This window comes from Streptococcus oralis subsp. tigurinus, from assembly GCF_002093575.1.
GTDB lineage: Bacteria > Bacillota > Bacilli > Lactobacillales > Streptococcaceae > Streptococcus > Streptococcus oralis_CH.
This window is the reverse complement of record NZ_LNVH01000001.1, coordinates 353,356-373,920: the sequence shown is the minus strand read 5'-3', so window position 1 is coordinate 373,920 and position 20,565 is coordinate 353,356. Positions and strand designations below refer to the sequence as shown.

18 protein-coding genes and 1 tRNA gene are annotated in these 20,565 nt (G+C 40.8%); all 19 read left to right on the top strand.

The window, feature by feature from the left end; all coding sequences use genetic code 11:
* Nucleotides 1-16 precede the first annotated feature (16 nt).
* The 19 genes from ATE37_RS01860 (at nucleotide 17) to ATE37_RS01770 (ending at nucleotide 20,559) form a co-directional block, all read left to right on the top strand.
* Nucleotides 17-376, top strand: coding sequence for a YbaN family protein (locus ATE37_RS01860; RefSeq protein WP_001220350.1), 360 nt, complete (start codon nucleotides 17-19; stop codon nucleotides 374-376).
* 93 nt (nucleotides 377-469) lie between these two features.
* Nucleotides 470-1,102 (top strand): copper homeostasis protein CutC, encoded by a 633-nt coding sequence (locus tag ATE37_RS01855; RefSeq protein ID WP_084867428.1) that lies wholly within the window; start codon nucleotides 470-472, stop codon nucleotides 1,100-1,102.
* Between the two features lie 43 nt (nucleotides 1,103-1,145).
* Nucleotides 1,146-1,802, top strand: a complete 657-nt coding sequence (locus ATE37_RS01850; protein ID WP_084867426.1) for an MmcQ/YjbR family DNA-binding protein — start codon at nucleotides 1,146-1,148, stop codon at nucleotides 1,800-1,802.
* 314 nt (nucleotides 1,803-2,116) lie between these two features.
* Nucleotides 2,117-3,679, top strand: coding sequence for a 2-isopropylmalate synthase (locus ATE37_RS01845; protein WP_084867425.1), 1,563 nt, complete (start codon nucleotides 2,117-2,119; stop codon nucleotides 3,677-3,679).
* Between the two features lie 11 nt (nucleotides 3,680-3,690).
* Nucleotides 3,691-4,728, top strand: a complete 1,038-nt coding sequence (gene leuB / locus ATE37_RS01840; protein ID WP_084867423.1) for a 3-isopropylmalate dehydrogenase — start codon at nucleotides 3,691-3,693, stop codon at nucleotides 4,726-4,728.
* The gene (locus ATE37_RS01835; RefSeq protein WP_084867421.1) at nucleotides 4,725-4,994 is read left to right on the top strand and encodes a DUF1294 domain-containing protein; all 270 of its coding nucleotides are present in this window, start codon (nucleotides 4,725-4,727) and stop codon (nucleotides 4,992-4,994) included. The genes leuB and ATE37_RS01835 overlap by 4 nt, the downstream gene beginning before the upstream one ends.
* 3 nt (nucleotides 4,995-4,997) lie before the next feature.
* The gene (leuC, locus tag ATE37_RS01830) at nucleotides 4,998-6,380 is read left to right on the top strand and encodes a 3-isopropylmalate dehydratase large subunit (protein ID WP_084867419.1); all 1,383 of its coding nucleotides are present in this window, start codon (nucleotides 4,998-5,000) and stop codon (nucleotides 6,378-6,380) included.
* 9 nt (nucleotides 6,381-6,389) lie between these two features.
* Entirely contained in the window at nucleotides 6,390-6,983 is a 594-nt protein-coding gene (gene leuD, locus ATE37_RS01825; protein ID WP_000410640.1) for a 3-isopropylmalate dehydratase small subunit, read from the top strand.
* Nucleotides 6,984-7,010: 27 nt separating this feature from the next.
* Nucleotides 7,011-7,790: an L-threonylcarbamoyladenylate synthase gene (locus tag ATE37_RS01820; protein WP_084867418.1), complete on the top strand. Its 780-nt coding sequence runs from the start codon at nucleotides 7,011-7,013 to the stop codon at nucleotides 7,788-7,790.
* Nucleotides 7,791-7,942: 152 nt separating this feature from the next.
* Nucleotides 7,943-9,865 carry an McrB family protein gene (locus ATE37_RS01815; RefSeq protein WP_084867416.1) on the top strand — a complete coding sequence of 641 codons (1,923 nt, stop codon included), beginning with the start codon at nucleotides 7,943-7,945 and terminating at the stop codon, nucleotides 9,863-9,865.
* Entirely contained in the window at nucleotides 9,852-11,156 is a 1,305-nt protein-coding gene (locus ATE37_RS01810; RefSeq protein ID WP_084867415.1) for an McrC family protein, read from the top strand. The genes ATE37_RS01815 and ATE37_RS01810 overlap by 14 nt, the downstream gene beginning before the upstream one ends.
* Nucleotides 11,157-11,328: 172 nt before the next feature.
* On the top strand, nucleotides 11,329-12,315 hold the full coding sequence (gene guaC, locus ATE37_RS01805) for a GMP reductase (protein ID WP_084867413.1): 987 nt from the start codon (nucleotides 11,329-11,331) through the stop codon (nucleotides 12,313-12,315).
* 67 nt (nucleotides 12,316-12,382) lie between these two features.
* Nucleotides 12,383-12,454, top strand: a tRNA-Arg gene (locus ATE37_RS01800).
* 182 nt (nucleotides 12,455-12,636) lie between these two features.
* Nucleotides 12,637-13,335, top strand: coding sequence for a ribonuclease III (rnc, locus tag ATE37_RS01795; protein WP_084867411.1), 699 nt, complete (start codon nucleotides 12,637-12,639; stop codon nucleotides 13,333-13,335).
* Nucleotides 13,326-16,865: a chromosome segregation protein SMC gene (gene smc, locus ATE37_RS01790; protein ID WP_084867410.1), complete on the top strand. Its 3,540-nt coding sequence runs from the start codon at nucleotides 13,326-13,328 to the stop codon at nucleotides 16,863-16,865. Before rnc ends, smc begins: the two co-directional genes overlap by 10 nt.
* Nucleotides 16,866-17,008: 143 nt before the next feature.
* Nucleotides 17,009-17,959, top strand: coding sequence for a bifunctional riboflavin kinase/FAD synthetase (locus tag ATE37_RS01785; protein ID WP_084867408.1), 951 nt, complete (start codon nucleotides 17,009-17,011; stop codon nucleotides 17,957-17,959).
* Between the two features lie 136 nt (nucleotides 17,960-18,095).
* Entirely contained in the window at nucleotides 18,096-18,869 is a 774-nt protein-coding gene (locus ATE37_RS01780) for a nucleotidyltransferase domain-containing protein (RefSeq protein ID WP_084867406.1), read from the top strand.
* Between the two features lie 8 nt (nucleotides 18,870-18,877).
* Nucleotides 18,878-19,930, top strand: coding sequence for a hypothetical protein (locus ATE37_RS01775; protein WP_180382748.1), 1,053 nt, complete (start codon nucleotides 18,878-18,880; stop codon nucleotides 19,928-19,930).
* A 17-nt stretch (nucleotides 19,931-19,947) separates the two neighbouring features.
* Nucleotides 19,948-20,559 (top strand): tetratricopeptide repeat protein, encoded by a 612-nt coding sequence (locus ATE37_RS01770; protein ID WP_084867404.1) that lies wholly within the window; start codon nucleotides 19,948-19,950, stop codon nucleotides 20,557-20,559.
* Nucleotides 20,560-20,565 lie beyond the last annotated feature (6 nt).

Here is a 20,565-nt window from a genome sequence, read left to right as displayed (position 1 = left end):
TTATCTAGGAGAAATCATGCGTATCATTTATCTCTGTATTGGCTTTATTTCACTGGCTTTAGCTGTCATTGGAGTTGTCCTACCACTTTTGCCAACAACTCCCTTTCTTTTGTTAGCTATCGCTTGCTTTTCAAAATCTTCTAAGCGTTTTGAAGACTGGCTTTATCATACAAAGCTTTATCAGACCTATGTAGCTGACTTTCGGGAAACCAAGTCTATTGCGCGAGAACGAAAGAAAAAAATCATCGTATCTATCTATATCTTGATGGGAATTTCTATTTATTTTGCTCCTCTTTTACCAGTCAAAATCGGTCTGGGAGCCTTGACTATCTTTATCACCTACTATCTCTTTAAAGTCATTCCTGACAAAGAATAGATAAAAATAGTAGTTATTTGCCTTGATAAAAATGAAAGCATATTTAAAATAATATGATATAATAAATTTAAAGAAAACATCAAGGAGAATCAAATGATTTACGAATTTTGTGCTGAAAATGTGACCTTGCTTGAAAAAGCGATGCAGGCTGGAGCTCGTCGAATCGAACTTTGTGACAATCTAGCAGTAGGAGGAACAACACCTAGCTATGGAGTGACCAAGGCAGCGGTTGAACTGGCAGCTAACTACGATACGACCATTATGACCATGATTCGTCCCCGTGGTGGCGACTTTGTCTATACTGATCTTGAAATTGCAATCATGTTAGAAGATATTCATTTGACTGCGCAGGCTGGAAGTCAAGGAGTCGTTTTTGGAGCATTAACTGCTGATAAGAAGTTGGATAAGGCTAATCTTGAGAAGCTGATTGCTGCATCTAAAGGAATGGAAATTGTCTTTCACATGGCCTTTGATGAATTAAGCGATGAAGACCAGTTGGATGCCATTGACTGGCTCAGCCAAGCTGGTGTCACTCGTATCCTAACTCGTGCTGGTGTGTCTGGAGACTCGCTAGAAAAACGTTTCGCTCACTATCACAGAATTTTGGAACATGCAGCTGGTAAAATTGAAATTCTACCAGGTGGGGGGATTGACTTGGACAACCGTCAAACCTTTATCGAACAGCTGGGTGTGACACAACTTCACGGTACTAAGGTTGTATTTTAAAAAATAGAAAGGAACTGCTAGCTTTGGGTAGCAGTTTTCACTTATGTTTGAAATTTTTAAATCCTATCAGTTTAATCAAGAAAAAGCCAGTGCCCACGGTTTTATAGAAAATGAGGGAGTCTGGACCTACAGTTTCCAGATTTTGGATGGAGACTTTGTCATGAAAGTATCCATCACTACGGATAATGTGAGCTTTCAAGTTTTTGATCAGGAGACTGGTGACCTTTATCCTCAAGTCCATATGGAAAGCATGAGAGGGACTTTTGTAGGAAGTGTCCGTCAAGCTTGTCTGGAGATTCTCTATCAGATTCGGAAGGCCTGTTTTGACGTGCAGGATTTTATCTGCCCTCAGACTAAGCGCATCATGGATCAAGTTCAAGAAAAGTATGGTAATCAGTTGGAATATCTATGGGAAAAATCGCCTGATACAGCTGTATTACGCCATGAAGACAGTAAAAAGTGGTATGCTGTTTTAATGAGAATTCCTTGGGATAGGCTAGATAAGGGGAGAGAAGGTCTAGTCGAAGCTGTCAACCTCAAACATGACCAAGTAGCTGACTTGCTTTCACAAAAGGGCATTTATCCTGCCTTTCATATGAACAAACGCTACTGGATTAGTCTTGCTCTTGATGATAGTTTATCTGATGATGACGTTCTAGACTTGCTAGAAATCAGTTGGAATTTGACTTTGAAAAAGTAAGGAAATTCCCTTGTGTTTTCAAATACTTTCAATTAGCAAAATATTCTTTACTGAAGAAATTTTCAGAAAATAATGGATTTTTTATTGACAAGTGTTTTTAGCTATGCTAAAATACTAAACAAGATATCAAACGAAGGAGAAAGTCAAACATGAAAACAGCTAAGTTTAATCAATTTGCTTTGTTGTTGAGGTACTCGGGCTAGTGCAAAAGCATTAGTCCTGTTTGGCTTACCAAGCGGGAGTAAATCAACATCTCGCTTGGGTTTCCGAGCGAGATGTTTTTTTAAAACCATATTTGGAAAAGGGGAAATCTTATGCGAACAGTTGAATTTCTAGATACCAGCCTTCGAGATGGAGAGCAGACACCTGGCGTTAACTTTTCAATCAAGGAAAAAATTGCCATTGCAAGGCAGCTGGAGAAGTGGGGCATTTCAGCCATCGAAGCTGGTTTTCCAGCTGCTAGTCCAGACTCATTTAAGGCAGTGCAGGAGATTGCTAAAGTCTTGAAGAAAACGGCGGTAACTGGTCTAGCACGCTCTGTCAAGTCTGATATTGATGCTTGTTACGAGGCGCTTAAGGATGCCAAGTATCCACAGGTTCATGTCTTTATCGCTACTAGTCCGATTCACCGCAAGTATAAGCTCAATAAGAGCAAGGAAGAGATTTTAGAAGCTATTAAGGAGCATGTTTCTTACGCACGTTCTAAGTTTGAAATCGTCGAATTTTCTCCTGAAGATGCGACTAGAACAGAGTTGGATTTCCTCTTGCAAGTCGTTCAAACAGCAGTCGATGCAGGGGCGTCTTATATCAATATCCCAGACACGGTTGGATTTACCACGCCAGAAGAGTACGGCGCTATTTTCAAACATTTGATTGAGAATATCAAGACCGATCGTCAGATTATCTATTCACCTCACTGTCATGACGACCTTGGAATGGCAGTGGCTAACAGCCTTTCTGCTGTCAAGAACGGTGCAGGACGTGTCGAAGGGACTATCAATGGTATTGGGGAGCGAGCTGGGAATGCTGCGCTTGAAGAAATTGCAGTGGCTCTCAATATTCGCCAAGATTACTACCAAGTCGAGACAAGCATTATTCTAAACGAGACAATCAATACGTCAGAAATGGTTTCTCGCTTCTCTGGTATTCCAGTTCCTAAAAACAAGGCCGTGGTTGGTGGTAATGCCTTCTCTCACGAGTCTGGTATTCACCAAGATGGAGTCCTTAAAAATCCTCTCACTTATGAGATCATCACACCTGAATTGGTCGGTGTTAAGAGTAATAGTCTTCCGCTTGGAAAATTGTCAGGTCGCCATGCCTTTGTTGAAAAACTAAGAGAACTGGCCCTAGATTTTACAGAAGAGGATATCAAACCACTCTTTGATAAGTTCAAGGCACTAGCCGACAAGAAACAAGAAATCACAGATGCAGATATTCGAGCTCTGGTAGCTGGAACCATGGTTGAAAATCCAGAAGGCTTCCACTTTGATGATTTGCAACTTCAAACCCATGCAGACAATGAAATTGAAGCGCTCGTTAGTCTAGCCAATATGGATGGTGAGAAAGTCGAATTTAATGCAACAGGGCAAGGCTCTGTTGAAGCGATCTTTAACGCTATCGATAAGTTCTTTAACCAATCTGTTCGTTTGGTGTCCTATACTATTGACGCGGTGACAGATGGAATTGATGCCCAGGCTCGGGTCTTGGTCACTGTTGAAAACAGAGATACAGAGACTATCTTTAACGCAGCAGGTCTTGATTTCGATGTACTGAAGGCTTCCGCTATTGCCTATATCAATGCTAATACCTTTGTTCAAAAAGAGAATGCAGGTGAGATGGGGCGCAGCGTTTCCTACCGAGACATGCCTAGTGTGTAAAGGAGAAGGCTATGACAAAGAAAATAGTAGCTCTAGCAGGGGATGGAATCGGTCCAGAAATCATGGAAGCTGGTTTAGCGGTTCTGGAAGCTCTAGCTTCAAAAACAGGATTTGACTATGAGATAGACAGATGCCCCTTTGGAGGTGCGGGTATTGATGCTGTGGGGCATCCCTTACCTGATGAAACCCTCAAGGCATGTAGAGAAGCAGATGCTATTCTCTTAGCAGCTATCGGTAGTCCCCAGTATGATAGGGCAGCGATTCGGCCTGAACAAGGCTTGCTAGCTCTTCGTAAGGAACTCAATCTCTATGCCAATATTCGACCTGTAAAAATCTTTGACAGTCTTAAGCATTTGTCACCTCTCAAACCTGAACGAATTGCTGGTGTAGACTTTGTCGTGGTGCGTGAGTTGACAGGTGGAATTTACTTTGGAGATCATATCCTTGAAGAGCGAAAAGCGCGTGATATCAACGACTATAGCTATGAGGAAGTAGAGCGGATTATTCGCAAGGCATTTGAAATCGCAAGAAGTCGGAGAAAAATCGTTACTAGTATCGATAAGCAAAATGTTCTAGCGACATCAAAACTCTGGCGCAGAGTAGTTGAGGAAGTCGCGCAAGATTTTCCAGATGTAACCTTGGAGCACCAGTTGGTGGACTCAGCTGCCATGCTCATGATTACCAATCCTGCTAAGTTCGATGTCATCGTGACAGAGAATCTTTTTGGAGATATCTTATCTGATGAATCAAGCGTTCTATCTGGCACGCTTGGAGTCATGCCATCAGCCAGTCATTCTGAAAATGGACCAAGTCTCTATGAGCCCATTCACGGTTCAGCTCCTGATATTGCAGGTCAAGGAATTGCCAATCCTATTTCTATGATTTTGTCAGTTGCCATGATGTTGAGAGATAGTTTCGGACGTTATGAGAATGCAGAGCGTATCGAACATGCTGTTGAAGCTAGTTTAGCGGCTGGCATTTTAACAAGAGATATTGGAGGACCGGCTTCGACCAAGGAAATGACAGAAGCCATCATTGAAAGATTATGAAGATAAATGAAGGAATCACGCTTGCCTTCTTGATTTGGAATTTGCTGATTTTCTTGATTTATGGCATTGACAAATCCAAGGCAAGAAGAGGTGCTTGGCGCGTCCCAGAGAAAATCTTACTCATTTTAGCCTTTACTTGTGGTGGTTTTGGTGCCTGGTTGGCAGGAACCATCTTTCACCACAAGACTAGAAAATGGTATTTTAAAACAGTTTGGTTTCTCGGGATGGTGACCACACTAGTAGCCTTATATTTTATTTGGAGGTAATGGATGGCAGGAAAATCGATTTTTGATAAATTATGGGACCGTCATGTCATCACAGGAGAAGAAGGGCAGCCCCAACTCATGTATGTGGACCAGCACTATATTCATGAAGTGACAAGTCCCCAAGCTTTTCAAGGATTACGAGATGCAGGCCGCAGATTGAGACGACCAGACTTGACATTTGGGACCTTTGACCACAATGTCCCAACGGTCAATATCTACGATATTCGAGATGTGATTTCCAAGGCTCAAATTGATAAGCTTGCTGAAAATGTTGAGGAGTTTGGGATTGAACATGCAGCCCACGGTTCTGAAAAGCAAGGAATCGTTCATATGGTTGGTCCAGAAACAGGACGGACGCAACCAGGAAAATTCATCGTCTGTGGAGACAGCCACACAGCTACTCACGGAGCTTTCGGAGCTATCGCTTTTGGGATTGGGACCAGTGAGGTCGAGCATGTCTTTGCTACCCAGACCCTCTGGCAGGTCAAACCCAAGAAAATGCTGGTAGAATTCACTGGTGTTCCTCAAAAAGGAGTTTATTCTAAGGATTACATTCTCGCCTTAATTGCCAAGTACGGCGTTGCTTGTGGTGTTGGCTATGTGGTGGAATATCGTGGGCAAGCAATTGATGCACTGACCATGGAAGAGAGAATGACCATCTGCAATATGTCCATCGAGTTTGGCTCCAAGATGGGAATCATGAATCCAGATCAGACCACCTATGACTATCTCAAGGGACGGGAATGCGTTCCCGAGGCTTTCGAGGAGGCGGTTGCTGACTGGAAGACGCTTGTCAGCGATGATGATGCTGTTTATGATAAAGTTATCCGGATGGATGTCTCAGACTTGGCTCCTATGGTGACCTGGGGAACCAATCCTGCTATGGGCGTCGACTTTGACAGTAGCTTCCCAGAAATCAAGGATATGAACGATGAGCGTGCTTATCATTACATGGACTTGGAGCCTGGTCAAAAGCCAGCGGATATTGAACTAGGTTATATTTTTATTGGCTCTTGTACCAATGCTCGTCTCAGTGACTTGCAACTGGCTGCGCGATTTGTCAAAGGGAAGAAAATAGCTCCTAACTTAACGGCTATCGTGGTTCCAGGCTCTCGTCCTGTCAAACGAGCTGCGGAGAAGTTGGGCTTGGATAAGGTCTTCTTAGATGCTGGCTTTGAGTGGAGAGACCCAGGTTGCTCTATGTGCCTTGGGATGAATCCGGACAAGGTTCCTGATGGTGTCCATTGTGCCTCAACCAGTAACCGCAACTTTGAAGACAGACAAGGATTTGGTGCTAAAACCCATCTCTGCAGTCCAGCCATGGCAGCGGCGGCAGCTATCGCAGGGCGTTTCGTAGATGTTCGAAAAATGCCAGAGGCCCAGTAAGGAGAGGATATGGAGAAATTTACAGTTTATACGGGAACGACCGTTCCTCTCATGAATGATAACATTGACACCGACCAAATCCTACCCAAGCAGTTTCTCAAGTTGATTGATAAAAAAGGCTTTGGTAAGTACCTCATGTATGCTTGGCGTTATCTGGACGATAACTATACTGAGGATCCAGACTTTGTCTTTAACCGGCCTGAATATCGTAAAGCCAGTATCCTTATCTCAGGGGATAACTTTGGCGCAGGCTCTTCGAGGGAACACGCAGCTTGGGCTCTAGCCGACTATGGTTTTAAGGTCGTGATTGCAGGATCTTTCGGGGACATTCATTACAATAATGAACTCAATAATGGCATGTTGCCTATTGTTCAGCCCAGAGAGGTTAGAGAGAAACTAGCCCAACTCAAACCGACCGACCAGGTAACTGTGGACTTGGAACAACAAAAAATCATCTCACCAGTTGGAGAATTCACTTTCGAAATTGATAGCGAATGGAAACACAAGCTATTAAATGGTTTGGATGATATCGGTATTACCTTGCAGTATGAAGACTTGATTGCTGCCTATGAAAAACAACGACCAGCCTACTGGCAGGACTAGAAGAAAAATAGAAAAGGAAATAGAACTATGACAAAACACATTCAATGGAACGGAACACTTTCACAAGAAGGCTATGACATTTTAAAAGGTGAGGGTGGGTGCATTGTATGCCCTACAAAAGTTGGTTACATTATCATGACGAGCGATAAGGCAGGTCTTGAACGCAAATTTGAAGCCAAAGAGCGTAACCGTAACAAACCAGGTGTTGTACTTTGTGGTAGCATGGATGAGCTTCGCGCTTTAGCACAACTCAACCCAGAAATTGAAGCCTTCTACCAAAAACATTGGGACGAAGACATTCTCCTCGGTTGTATCCTTCCATGGAAACCAGAAGCCTTTGAGAAACTCAAAGCTTATGGGGATGGCCGTGAAGAACTTATGACTGACGTGCGTGGTACTAGCTGTTTTGTCATCAAGTTTGGTAAAGCTGGTGAACAACTGGCTGGCAAACTTTGGGAAGAAGGTAAAATGGTCTACGCCTCATCAGCTAACCCATCTGGAAAAGGAAACCGCGGTAAGGTGGAAGGTATCGGAGAACGTATAGAAGGAGCAGTGGACCTTGTCATCGAGGCAGACGACTACGTGGCATCCATCCAACCGGACAAAACAATCGAAACTCGCTACGAGCAAGGTGTTATGGTGTCTATGGTTGATAAAGATGGTAAGCTCATCCCAGAACAAGGAGGAGACCGTTCAATCTCACCAGCTCCAGTTGTTATCCGCAAAGGGCTTGACATTGATAAAATCATGATGCACCTGTCAGATACCTTTAACTCATGGGATTACCGTCAGGGTGAGTATTATTAATATTGAAAAGAAGTCTAGTGTTAAGAGACATTGAAGCTCCTAACGCTGGGCTTTTTTTTAGAATTTCTTTTCTTTTTTATATAGATATGATATTCTATATGTGAAATATATAGTTTTTTTATTCGAACATTATTATAAAAGGAGTAAGATTGATGCTGAAAAGAAAAGTCAGTTTGGAAGATTTTTATGATTGGTACCAAGAAAATAAAATAAGATTAAGAGAAGATGCATCTAAATATAGTATTTACAATGAACAATTACGTGAAGAATTTCTTAAAGAGTGGCCACTTGATAGAATTTTAACCATGTCTATTGATGATTATGTTATTGGAAAGAGGGCGCAAAACAACTCATTTTGCTATGCTCTTGAGACTGGAAAGTACCAATCATTATTTATGGGAATTGGTGGAGGAGGTTCTTCAAAATTTGGTATTTATTGGAATGAGGATACGAAAAGCTATAAGAATCAAGCTAATAAAATCATTCCAGAATCAGAACTAGAAGACCGATTTAACAAATTAAAATCGGATTTGTATGAGATTATCCAAGCTGGTAGAAAGTTGGATTTCAATAATCCTATTTTTGACATTAAAAAGTCAAAGAATGAGTTTATTGGGCGTTCTGCAGTTGTTACAAAACTGCTTTGTATCTATTCTGAGGGATATCCTTTCTTAGGTGTAAATCTTAATAGTCAAAAGAGATTCTGGAACAAGTTACTTCCTCAAAAAAATCAAGGGGGACCTTATCTTCAGAATCATGAGATTTGTCAACACGTATTGCAAAAATATCCTGAGCTGGAACCATCATTGTTGGGAAGTATTTTATTTGAATATTCAACACAATTTCTAGACGATAAAGAAAAGAAAGAAGAAAAAATGTCTGCAGAATATAAGGTTTATCATCCATTGAGTCAAACTCTACTACAATCCAAAAACCTCATTCTTCGAGGTGCTCCTGGCACAGGAAAAACTTATCTTGCTAAAGAAATTGCTAAAGAATTAACGGATGGCAACGAAGGCCAAATCGAATTTGTACAGTTTCACCCTTCCTATGATTATATGGATTTTGTAGAGGGGTTGAGACCAATCCTGGTAAATGATGGACAGATTAACTTTGGCTTACAGGACGGTATTTTTAAGAAGTTCTGTCAGAGAGCGAAAGAAGCTCAGAAAACTGGAGGACAAGATAATTTTGAGGAAGCGTGGGATCTTTATCTTGAATATGTAAATAGTAGAGATGAAAAAGAATATTTGACAGAATTTTCCTATCTCACAGTAAATAGTAGAAATAATTTTAATATCAATTATGAAACTAAAGCCCAAGGAACTTGCTTAACAAAATCTTATGTTTATGAACTCTATAAAGATGGAAAATATCTGAAACAGCCCTATTATCGTAATCAAGGAAAAAAAGTCTTAGAAACTTTAAAGAAAAGATTTGGTCTGAAAGATTATATTTCTCCAACAGAAATTGACACAGACAAGAAATTCGTCTTCATCATCGATGAAATCAACCGTGGTGAGATTTCTAAGATTTTTGGGGAACTCTTTTTCTCTATTGACCCTGGTTATCGTGGTGAAAAGGGGAGTGTTTCCACCCAGTATGCTAATTTACATGAGACGGATGACAAATTTTATATTCCTGAGAATGTCTACATCATCGGAACAATGAATGATATTGACCGTTCAGTAGATACCTTTGATTTTGCTATGCGTCGTCGTTTCCGTTTTGTTGAAGTTACTGCTGAAAGCCAGTTATACATTCTTGATAACGAACTAGATGGACATGAGGAGGAAGCGAAAAAACGTTTAAGAAACTTGAACGCTGCTATCGAAAACGTTCAGGAGCTAAACAGTCATTATCATATCGGACCAAGTTATTTCCGTAATTTAAAAGAATTGGATTATGATTATGAATTACTCTGGTCTGATTACCTCAAACCGCTTTTGGAAGATTACTTACGAGGTTCTTATGAAGAGACTGAAACTCTTGAAACATTAAAAATAGCATTTGATCTGATAAGTAACGAGCAAACAGATCAGCAAGATACTGGTGAAGATGATGCGGATAACTGATAATCAGCATAGAATTGCTAAAGAAAACTTTGTTACAGAATATCCCAAACTAAGTCAAGCCCTTCTTGATAGAACCCTAGATAACCTTTCTCGAGAGGACAATATTTTTATTTTTCCAAATGATTTGATGAATTCTCCTGATTTAGACAAGGACCAAAAGATTTTGGAAACAGTTAATCCGAAAATCAAGACAGGTAATGTGATTGGTTTTCTTGGATATGGTCAGGAAAGATTAACGATTTCCTCTCGTTTTTCTGATGGAAGTAACGACCACTTTTTGCATTATCTCTTACAAAAGGTTCTCAATATTAATCTGACTAGTTTGGATGTTGGTCTATCTCAAGAGGATAAGCTCTATCAACTCTTGGTTTACCTCTTTCCAAAATATCTGCAAGCTACTCTCCGAAAAGGTCTTTATAAGGAATACCAGCGATTTTTCCATAACGATAGTCATGTGAAGGGTGTACTAGATGTTGGAAATCATCTTAAGAGAAATGTTCCTTTTATGGGAAATGTTGCCTACACAACGAGAGAGTTCACCTATGATAATCCACTCATGCAATTGATTCGGCATACGATTGAGTACATAAAGAATCAGAAAAGTTTCGGAGTTCTGCTCGATAGCAATCGTGAAAATATGACAGAAATTACTCGTGTAACCTCATCTTATAAACTAGCTGATCGTGCCAAGATTATCAGAATGAATAAAATCAAACCCATCCGACACGCCTATTTTAGAGAGTATAGAAAATTACAGGAACTCTGCTTGATGATTCTGAGTAGAGAAAAGCATGGTCTTGGACCTCAAGCCCAAAAGGTACATGGTATTCTCTTTGATGTTGCCTGGCTTTGGGAAGAGTATGTTTACAGTTTGTTGCCAAAAGGTTTCATCCATCCACGAAATAAAGATAAGGCGGACGGAATTTCAGTATTTTCTGTTGGGAAACGAAAAGTATATCCAGATTTTTATGACAGAGAACGAAAGATTGTTCTAGATGCAAAATATAAGAAACTGGAGTTCACTGAAAGAGGGATTAACCGTGAGGACTTGTTCCAATTGATTTCCTATTCTTATATCTTAAAATCTGAGAAAGCTGGACTGATTTTTCCTAGTATGGAGCAGTCAGTAAATAGTGAAATAGGAAAACTAGCTGGCTATGGAGCTCAATTGAAGAAGTGGTCTATCCAAATCCCTCAGAATGCCTCATCCTATAGTGCATTTTGTAAAATGATGGAAAATTCAGAAGAAAATTTTAAAGCGATTATTGATGAAGAAGTGGGGAGAAAGTAATCTCTTCGCTTTTTTGCTATTTATACAAGTAATTTCCGAACAATATAATTTGATTATTGAAAATATTTGACAAAAACTGTACTTTGGTTTATAATAAATCAAGGAAACGTCAGAAAAGACGTAGGGGTGCGCAAGCATAGGTAGGTCATTATAAAAGAAACGAGACATCGATATGTTAAATGAATTTCCAATTTTTGATTACGAAGATATTCAGTTGATCCCTAATAAATGTGTCATTAAAAGCCGTTCAGAAGCGGATACAAGTATTACGTTTGGAAAACACACTTTTAAACTACCTGTTGTGCCAGCAAATATGCAGACGATTTTGGATGAGAACGTAGCAGAGCAACTTGCTAAAGGCGGTTACTTTTACATTATGCACCGTTTTGATGAAGCGGGGCGCATTCCTTTTATCAAACGTATGCACGATCAAGGGCTCATTGCTTCCATTTCTGTTGGTGTCAAGGATTACGAGTATGACTTTGTTAGCCAGCTCAGGGCTGATGCTCCTGAGTATATCACGATTGATATTGCTCACGGTCATGCGGATAGCGTGATTTCTATGATTCAGCACATCAAGAAAGAATTGCCGGATACTTTTGTCATTGCTGGTAACGTTGGAACACCAGAAGCTGTGCGCGAATTGGAAAATGCCGGAGCGGATGCTACTAAGGTTGGAATCGGTCCTGGTAAGGTTTGTATTACTAAGGTCAAGACTGGTTTTGGTACAGGTGGTTGGCAATTGGCTGCCCTCCGTTGGTGTGCTAAAGCAGCTCGTAAACCGATCATTGCTGATGGTGGGATTCGTACTCATGGTGATATTGCCAAGTCTATCCGTTTCGGTGCCAGCATGGTCATGATTGGTTCCCTCTTTGCAGGACACATCGAAAGTCCAGGGAAGACAATCGAAGTTGATGGGGAACAGTTCAAAGAATACTATGGTTCAGCTTCTCAATACCAAAAAGGAGCATATAAAAATGTGGAAGGTAAACGCATTTTGCTTCCTGCCAAAGGGCATTTGCAAGACACCCTTACTGAAATGGAGCAAGACTTGCAAAGTGCTATTTCCTACGCAGGTGGACGCAGGCTTGCTGACCTTAAACACGTTGATTATGTTATCGTGAAAAACTCTATCTGGAATGGAGATGCTTCCCATTAATGGATGGTTAGTCTACCCATAAAAAACTTGTTATTAGAGCAAATTTCTGTTATAATAAAGCAAGTTTCCACCCTTAGTGTAATGGATATCACGTAAGATTCCGGTTCTTGAGATGGGGGTTCGATTCCCTCAGGGTGGATGTAAACAGTCTAAGAAAGCCTTAAATAAGGCTTTTTCTTTATCTCGCCCCAAATTTGCCCCTAAAATTAAAAATTTTATTCTAAAAAATGCTCAAATCCCCTCTAGTCCCGTTTTAAAGTGACTCAGGGGGCTTTTTTTGATATAATAAAAGAGACTGTTATCAGTTAGAAAGAGGTTGGTATGAAAGAATTACAAACTGTACTAAAGAAGCGTTTTGCAATTGAATTTGCAGATAAAAAACTACTAGAAATGGCCTTTACTCATACGAGTTATGCCAATGAGCACCGCCTCTTAAAAATTTCACACAATGAGCGCTTGGAATTTTTAGGAGACGCTGTTCTGCAATTATTGATTTCAGAATACCTGTATAAAAAATATCCTAAGAAACCAGAGGGAGATTTGTCTAAACTCCGTGCCATGATTGTCCGTGAGGAGAGTTTGGCTGGTTTTGCGCGTGATTGTCAGTTTGATCAGTTTATCAAGCTGGGGAAAGGGGAAGAAAAGTCTGGTGGGCGCAATCGTGACACCATTCTTGGAGATGCCTTTGAAGCCTTTTTGGGAGCGTTGCTTTTAGACAAGGATGTTGCTAGGGTAAAAGAGTTTATCTATCAAGTCATGATCCCCAAGGTTGAAGCAGGTGACTTTGAAATGATTAAGGATTACAAGACACACTTGCAAGAGTTGCTCCAAGTCAATGGAGATGTGGATATTCGCTACCAGGTGACCTCTGAAACGGGACCTGCTCATGATAAGGTTTTTGATGTAGAAGTTCTGGTTGAGGGCAAGAGTATCGGAAAAGGTCAAGGCCGTTCTAAAAAATTGGCAGAGCAAGAGGCCGCAAAAAATGCCGTTGAGAAAGGGCTTGATTCATGTATTTAAAGGAAATTGAGATCCAGGGATTCAAGTCCTTTGCTGACAAGACCAGGGTAGTCTTTGACCAAGGTGTGACAGCTGTCGTTGGGCCCAATGGTTCTGGGAAGTCAAATATCACAGAAAGTCTACGATGGGCCTTGGGGGAGTCCAGTATTAAGAGCCTTCGTGGTGGTAAGATGCCTGACGTTATCTTTGCTGGAACAGAAAGTCGCAAACCACTCAATTATGCCTCTGTTATCGTGACCTTGGACAATGAAGATGGCTTTATCAAGGATGCAGGGCAAGTCATTAAGGTAGAACGCCATATCTATCGTAGTGGGGATAGCGAGTATCGAATTGACGGCAAGAAAGTGCGCTTGCGTGATATCCATGACCTCTTCTTGGATACTGGTTTGGGACGGGATTCCTTCTCCATCATTTCCCAAGGGAAGGTTGAGGAAATTTTTAACTCCAAGCCCGAAGAACGTCGTGCTATTTTTGAAGAAGCTGCGGGTGTTCTGAAATACAAGACTCGTCGAAAAGAAACAGAAAGCAAACTGCAACAAACTCAAGACAATCTCGACCGCTTAGAAGACATTATCTATGAGTTGGATAATCAAATCAAGCCCCTTGCAAAACAAGCCGAGAATGCTCGCAAGTTTCTAGACTTGGATAGTCAACGCAAGGCAATTTACCTGGATGTACTAGTTGCCCAAATCAAGGAAAACAAGACTGAACTAGAGCTAACAGAAGAAGAGCTAACGCAGGTTCAGGAACTCTTGACTAGCTATTACCAAAAGCGTGAAGAGTTAGAAGAGGAAAATCAAAGCCTTAAAAAGAAACGCCAGGATCTCCAAGCTGAAATGGCCAAGGATCAAGGAAGTTTGATGGATTTGACTAGTTTGATTAGTGACTTAGAGCGAAAACTAGCCCTATCAAAACTGGAATCCGAGCAAGTTGCCCTTAATCAACAAGAAGCACAAGCCCGTTTGGCGACTTTGGAAGACAAAAGAAAGGCTCTAAGTAAGGAAAAAGCTGAAAAAGAAGCGAACTTGGAACAGTTAGAGGAAAGTCTAGCTGAAAATAACAAGGAACTCAATCGTTTAGAAGCGGAGTTGTTGGCTTTTTCAGATGATCCTGACCAAATGATTGAGCTCCTGCGTGAACGTTTTGTTGCGCTTTTACAAGAAGAAGCGGATGTCTCAAACCAACTGACCCGCATCGAGAATGAGTTGGAAAACAGCCGTCAACTCTCTCAAAAACAAGCAGATCAACTTGAGAAATTGAAAGAACAACTGGCTACAGCTAAAGAGAAGGCCAGTCAACAGCAGGCTGAGCTTGAAACTGCCAAGGAGAAAGTTCAGAAATTATTGGTAGACTACCAAGCTAGTGCCAAGGAACAAGAGGAGCAGAAAGTTTCTTACCAAGCCCAGCAGAGTCAACTCTTTGACCGTCTGGATAGTCTCAAAAACAAGCAGGCTCGAGCCCAAAGTTTGGAAAATATCCTTAAAAATCATAGCAACTTTTACGCGGGTGTTAAGAGTGTTCTCCAAGAAAAAGACCGTCTTGGTGGGATCATTGGTGCAGTCAGTGAACATTTGACCTTTGATGTGCATTATCAAACTGCTTTGGAGATTGCACTTGGAGCTAGCAGTCAGCATATCATCGTAGAAGATGAAAACGCGGCAACCAAGGCGATTGATTTCCTCAAACGTAACAGAGCTGGTCGTGCGACCTTCCTTCCTTTGACAACGATTAAGGCGCGTACAATATCTAGTCAGAATCAAGACGCTATCGCTGCAAGTCCAGGATTTCTGGGCATGGCAGATGAGTTGGTGTCGTTTGACAAGAGACTAGAAGCCATTTTCAAGAACTTGCTTGCTACGACGGCTATCTTTGATACTGTAGAACATGCGCGTGCCGCAGCCCGCCAAGTTCGTTATCAGGTTCGTATGGTGACACTGGATGGGACAGAGTTGCGTACAGGTGGTTCCTACGCGGGGGGTGCCAATCGTCAAAACAACAGTATTTTCATCAAGCCAGAACTGGAGCAATTACAAAAAGAAATTGCTGAAGAAGAAGCTGACTTGCGGTCAGAAGAAGCGAGTTTGAAGTCCTTGCAAGATGAGATGGCGGTATTGGCAGAAAGATTAGAAGCTATCAAATCTCAGGGTGAGCAAGCTCGTATTCAGGAGCAAGGTTTGTATCTTGCTTATCAACAAACCAATCAGCAGGTCGAAGAACTGGAAACGCTTTGGAAACTTCAAGAAGAGGAATTAAATCGCCTTACTGAAGGAGATTGGCAAGCGGACAAGGAAAAATGCCAAGAGCGCCTTGCTACTATCGCCAGTGAAAAGCAAAATCTGGAAGCTGAGATTGAAGAGATTAAGTCTAACAAAAACGCTATTCAAGAACGCTATCAAAACTTGCAGGAACAAGTAGCGCAAGCACGCTTGCTTAAGTCAGAACTGCAAGGACAAAAGCGGTATGAAGTGACTGATATTGAACGCTTAGGTAAGGAACTGGATAATCTGGATGTCGAGCAAGAGGAGATTCAGCGTCTTCTCCAAGAAAAAGTTGATAATCTTGAGAAAGTGGATACGGATTTACTAAGCCAGCAGGTGGAAGAGGCCAAAACTCAGAAAACCAATCTTCAACAAGGTCTGATTCGCAAGCAGTTTGAATTGGATGATATCGAGGGTCAACTGGATGATATTGCCAGCCATTTGGATCAGGCTCGCCAGCAGAATGAAGAGTGGATTCGTAAACAAACACGTGCTGAAGCCAAGAAGGAAAAGGTCAGCGAACGCTTGCGCCATCTACAAGGTCAGTTGACAGACCAGTACCAGATTAGCTACAATGAGGCTCTAGAAAAGGCTCATGAACTGGAAAATCTCAATCTGGCGGAGCAAGAGGTTAAAGATCTTGAGAAGGCTATTCGCTCACTGGGTCCAGTCAATTTGGATGCTATTAAGCAATATGAAGAAGTCCATAACCGCTTGGAATTTCTAAATAGTCAGAGAGATGATATTCTTTCTGCGAAAAACCTTCTTCTTGACACCATCACAGAGATGAATGATGAGGTTAAGGAACGCTTCAAATCAACCTTTGAAGCTATTCGTGAGTCCTTTAAAGTGACCTTTAGACAGATGTTTGGCGGAGGTCAAGCAGACTTGATATTGACTGAGGGCGATCTTTTAACAGCTGGTGTGGAGATTTCTGTTCAACCTCCAGGTAAGAAAATCCAATCTCTCAACCTCATGAGTGGTGGGGAGAAAGCACTATCAGCTCTGGCTTTGCTCTTCTCCATTATCCGAGTTAAGACCATTCCTTTCGTCATCTTGGACGAGGTAGAGGCGGCGCTGGACGAAGCCAATGTCAAACGTTTTGGGGATTACCTCAACCGCTTTGACAAGGATAGTCAGTTCATCGTCGTAACCCACCGTAAGGGGACGATGGCGGCAGCGGACTCTATCTATGGAGTTACCATGCAAGAATCAGGTGTGTCTAAGATTGTTTCGGTTAAATTAAAAGATTTGGAAGAAACAATAGACTAGTTACCAAATGATAGCATCTCTTAGGAGGTGCTATTTTTTAAAACTAAAGTGCTAAATCTTCTCTTAAGGTCAGTTCAGGCGCAAAAAACGACATTTGGGATTTCCTCTTAGCGAAAAGACTTTCTCTATGATATAATAGTTTCATGATTACAACAGTACCTATTAAGAACGAAAAAGATATTGCAGTACCAGGTAATACAGTCCTTGTACTAGGTTATTTTGATGGCATCCACAAGGGGCATCAGAAACTTTTTGAAGTGGCCAGTAAGGCTTCTATGAAGGATTATCTGCCAGTTGTCGTGATGACCTTTACAGAGTCGCCAAAACTTGCCTTGCAACCTTACCAACCTGAGCTTATGCTCCATATCGTCAATCACGAGGAACGGGAGCACAAGATGAAATGGCATGGGGTAGAGGCTCTTTTCTTACTTGACTTTAGTAGCAAATTTGCTAGTTTAACGGGTCAAGAATTCTTTGATACCTATGTTCGAGCTTTAAAACCAGCTATTATTGTAGCAGGATTTGACTATACTTTTGGCTCTGATAAGAAAACTGCGGATGACCTGAAGGATTATTTTGATGGAGAGATCATCATTGTTCCTCCGGTCGAGGATGAAAAGGGCAAGATTAGTTCCACACGGATTCGCCAAGCTATTCTTGATGGAGATGTCAAGGAAGTCAATCATCTGCTCGGCACTCCGCTCCCATCTCGCGGAATGGTCGTTCATGGAAATGCTCGTGGGCGTACTATCGGTTATCCAACAGCAAATCTGGTCCTAAGAGACCGAACTTACATGCCAGCGGACGGTGTTTATGTAGTCGATGTGGAAGTGCAGCGTCAGAGATATCGTGGAATGGCGAGCGTTGGGAAAAATGTTACCTTTGATGGCGAAGAACCACGTTTTGAAGTCAATATTTTCGACTTTTCAGACGATATTTACGGTGAGATAGTCATGGTCTACTGGCTGGACCGTGTTCGCGATATGGTCAAATTTGACTCCGTAGAGGAACTGGTAGACCAACTCCAGAAAGACGAAGAGATTGCTCGAAACTGGAAGGGTGGAGAGTTTATCATTCAAGAGTCTCATGTATAGAAAACGTCTGAATAAGCTTATAGAAGGTTTAGTTTATTTGATTGTAGTTTTGAAAGAGTAATATAATTCTTTTTCAGTTCCCATAATTCCCTATTTTAGCATCTACTTATGCTCAGAATATAGACGAGGCTTTATTATGCAAACGCAAGAAGAAATGAATATTTTGGTACCGGAAAAATTAGCAGAAATTGAGCGTGATTATGGTGTCAGAGTTTTATGGGCTATTGAGTCTGGTAGTCGTGCTTGGGGTTTTGAGTCTCCCGATAGTGATTTTGATGTACGGTTTATCTACAAACACAAGCAAGATTTTTATCTCCGTTTAAATGAACAGCGTGATGTTATCGAGCTACCAATTGACGATACTTGGGATGTGAGTGGTTGGGATTTAGACAAGACTTTAAAACTCCTTTATAAGTCAAATCCTACACTGTTTGAATGGTTACAGTCACCAATTGTCTATCAACAAACGGATTTTATCGAGCGCATGCGTCCTCTTGCCAACCAGTATTTTTCTGAGAAGAAAATGCTGTATCATTACTTGAATACTGCTAGAACTCAAATGAATAAGTATCTTTCAGGAGACAAGATCAAACCTAAAAAGTATTTCTATGCGCTGCGTCCTATTTTGGCCTGTCGTTGGATTGAAAAATACCATTCTGTTCCTCCAATTTTATTTGACGATTTGGTCAAAGAATTGCTTCCTGATGAGATGAAAGAGCATGTATCAAGATTGCTTGATATCAAGGTAAAGGGACCTGAAGGTATGGAAATTGATCCGATTATGCCGATCCAATACTACATCATCAAAAATATCAAAGAGCTGGATGCATACGTTCAAAGTGTTCGTGAGGAAAAGAAAGACTGGAAAGCTCTAAATCAATTTTTTCTTGAAGAATTAGGCCGCGACTGAGGTTTTTTATGGGTAAATGGACATGTAAATGTGGGCAAGAAATGAATGACCACCGAGCGCCCAATCCAAATGCTTATTCAGTTTATTCGGATGAGTTGTTTGAAGAAATCATAAATAAAGCTGACGACCATAATAAAATTTCTTATGATGATATTTCTGAAGCGTCATTTTATATGTGGAAGTGCCCTGAGTGTGGCAGTTTCATGGTTTTCGGCGAAGACGGGGATGGAGATCACTTTACTTTTTATGAGCGCCAAGAAGTAGAAAAGGTAGAGCCTCTCTTTGATCCAGATCAAGAGTTAAATCTTGTTGTGGTTGAGTTTCAGGAGGGAGGGAATGGTTATACTTATATCTGTGATGACCCAAATATCCATATAGGACACGCTGTTATTGTACCAGTCGGGAAGGAAAATACTGAAAAAAATGCTTTAGTTGTACAGAAGTATCATGCCCTACCAAAGGATATCACTTTTCCTGTTGAAAAGTTAAAACGTGTCATTCGTAGGTATTCACATTTCGACCCAATCACTTCGAAAAACGTTTTTAGAAATTTAAAAAAGCTAGGAAGAATTCTAGATGTTTGCTCTAAAAACGCTAACCCCAACTCTCAGCAAACATATTATAGTATCAAAACTCCTTTAGGATATTTCTGGTTAGAATTAAATGGAGTTCCGATTCCAATGAAAATCACACAGATTCAAGTCAAAGATAAAAAATACCAAGTTGATAGCGCCCTTTATATTAAGCCTTCAGAGATTAACTGTAGAAGATTCTATGAACTGGAATTATGTGCAGATTTTGATATTGATGCCTCGAGATGGATCAATGTTCTCTCGGATGAAAACGTTTGGGGAAATACTTGGAAACTAAATGGTCTTCAATTTGGTATTACTGCAGGGGAGTCTCCAGAATTTGAAGACGAAGTTGTAGCGAGAAAGTATAGTCGTGTCCCACTTTATTATGACTGGCACCCTGAATTTGAAGATTATTATGGCTTCAGTTTAGCCTGGAAAAAATACGAGTCTGATAGCGATTTGTCGATAGATTTCTATACAACGTAAGATGCAGGAGAAAATGTATGAATAAAGCATGGGATTTATTGTTTGAGGGTAAGATTAATGAGGCTAAAAAATTAGTTGAAGCTGATTTTTTATTGGAAACTTGCACAGATTTTAGTTTGTTAAATTTGATGGGGTATATTTATCTTGAAGAGCAAAAATACAACGAGTGCTTAAGTATCTATCAGCGTTACATTGACTTAGCACGAACTAAAAGTGACCCAGAAAATGAACATATAGGCTATCATCAGTTAGCCATGGTTTATCGTGAAATGAATGAATTTCAAACGGCACTTTTCTATATCGAAAGAGAGCAAAAAGTCATTGAAGAAGCTTTTACAGAGGATACCCTCAAATCTTCTGTTAACAATTATGAGCAAGGTTATTTACGATTAAAGCTAGGGAAAGTAGCAGAAGCATTCATGTATATGGAACAGTCCTTAAAACAAGCTTTGCAAACAGATGATTTGATTGCCCAAGCTTGTGCTTATAGAGGTTTAGGAGAGATTGGTTCGATACAAAATCCTGAAGAATCACATGAAAATTTTTTACAATCTATCGCTCTTTTTGAAAAGGCAGGCGATCAGATTGGTGCTCAAGAGGTTAGAAACTTACTAAATAATAAAAAGTAGCCTGCA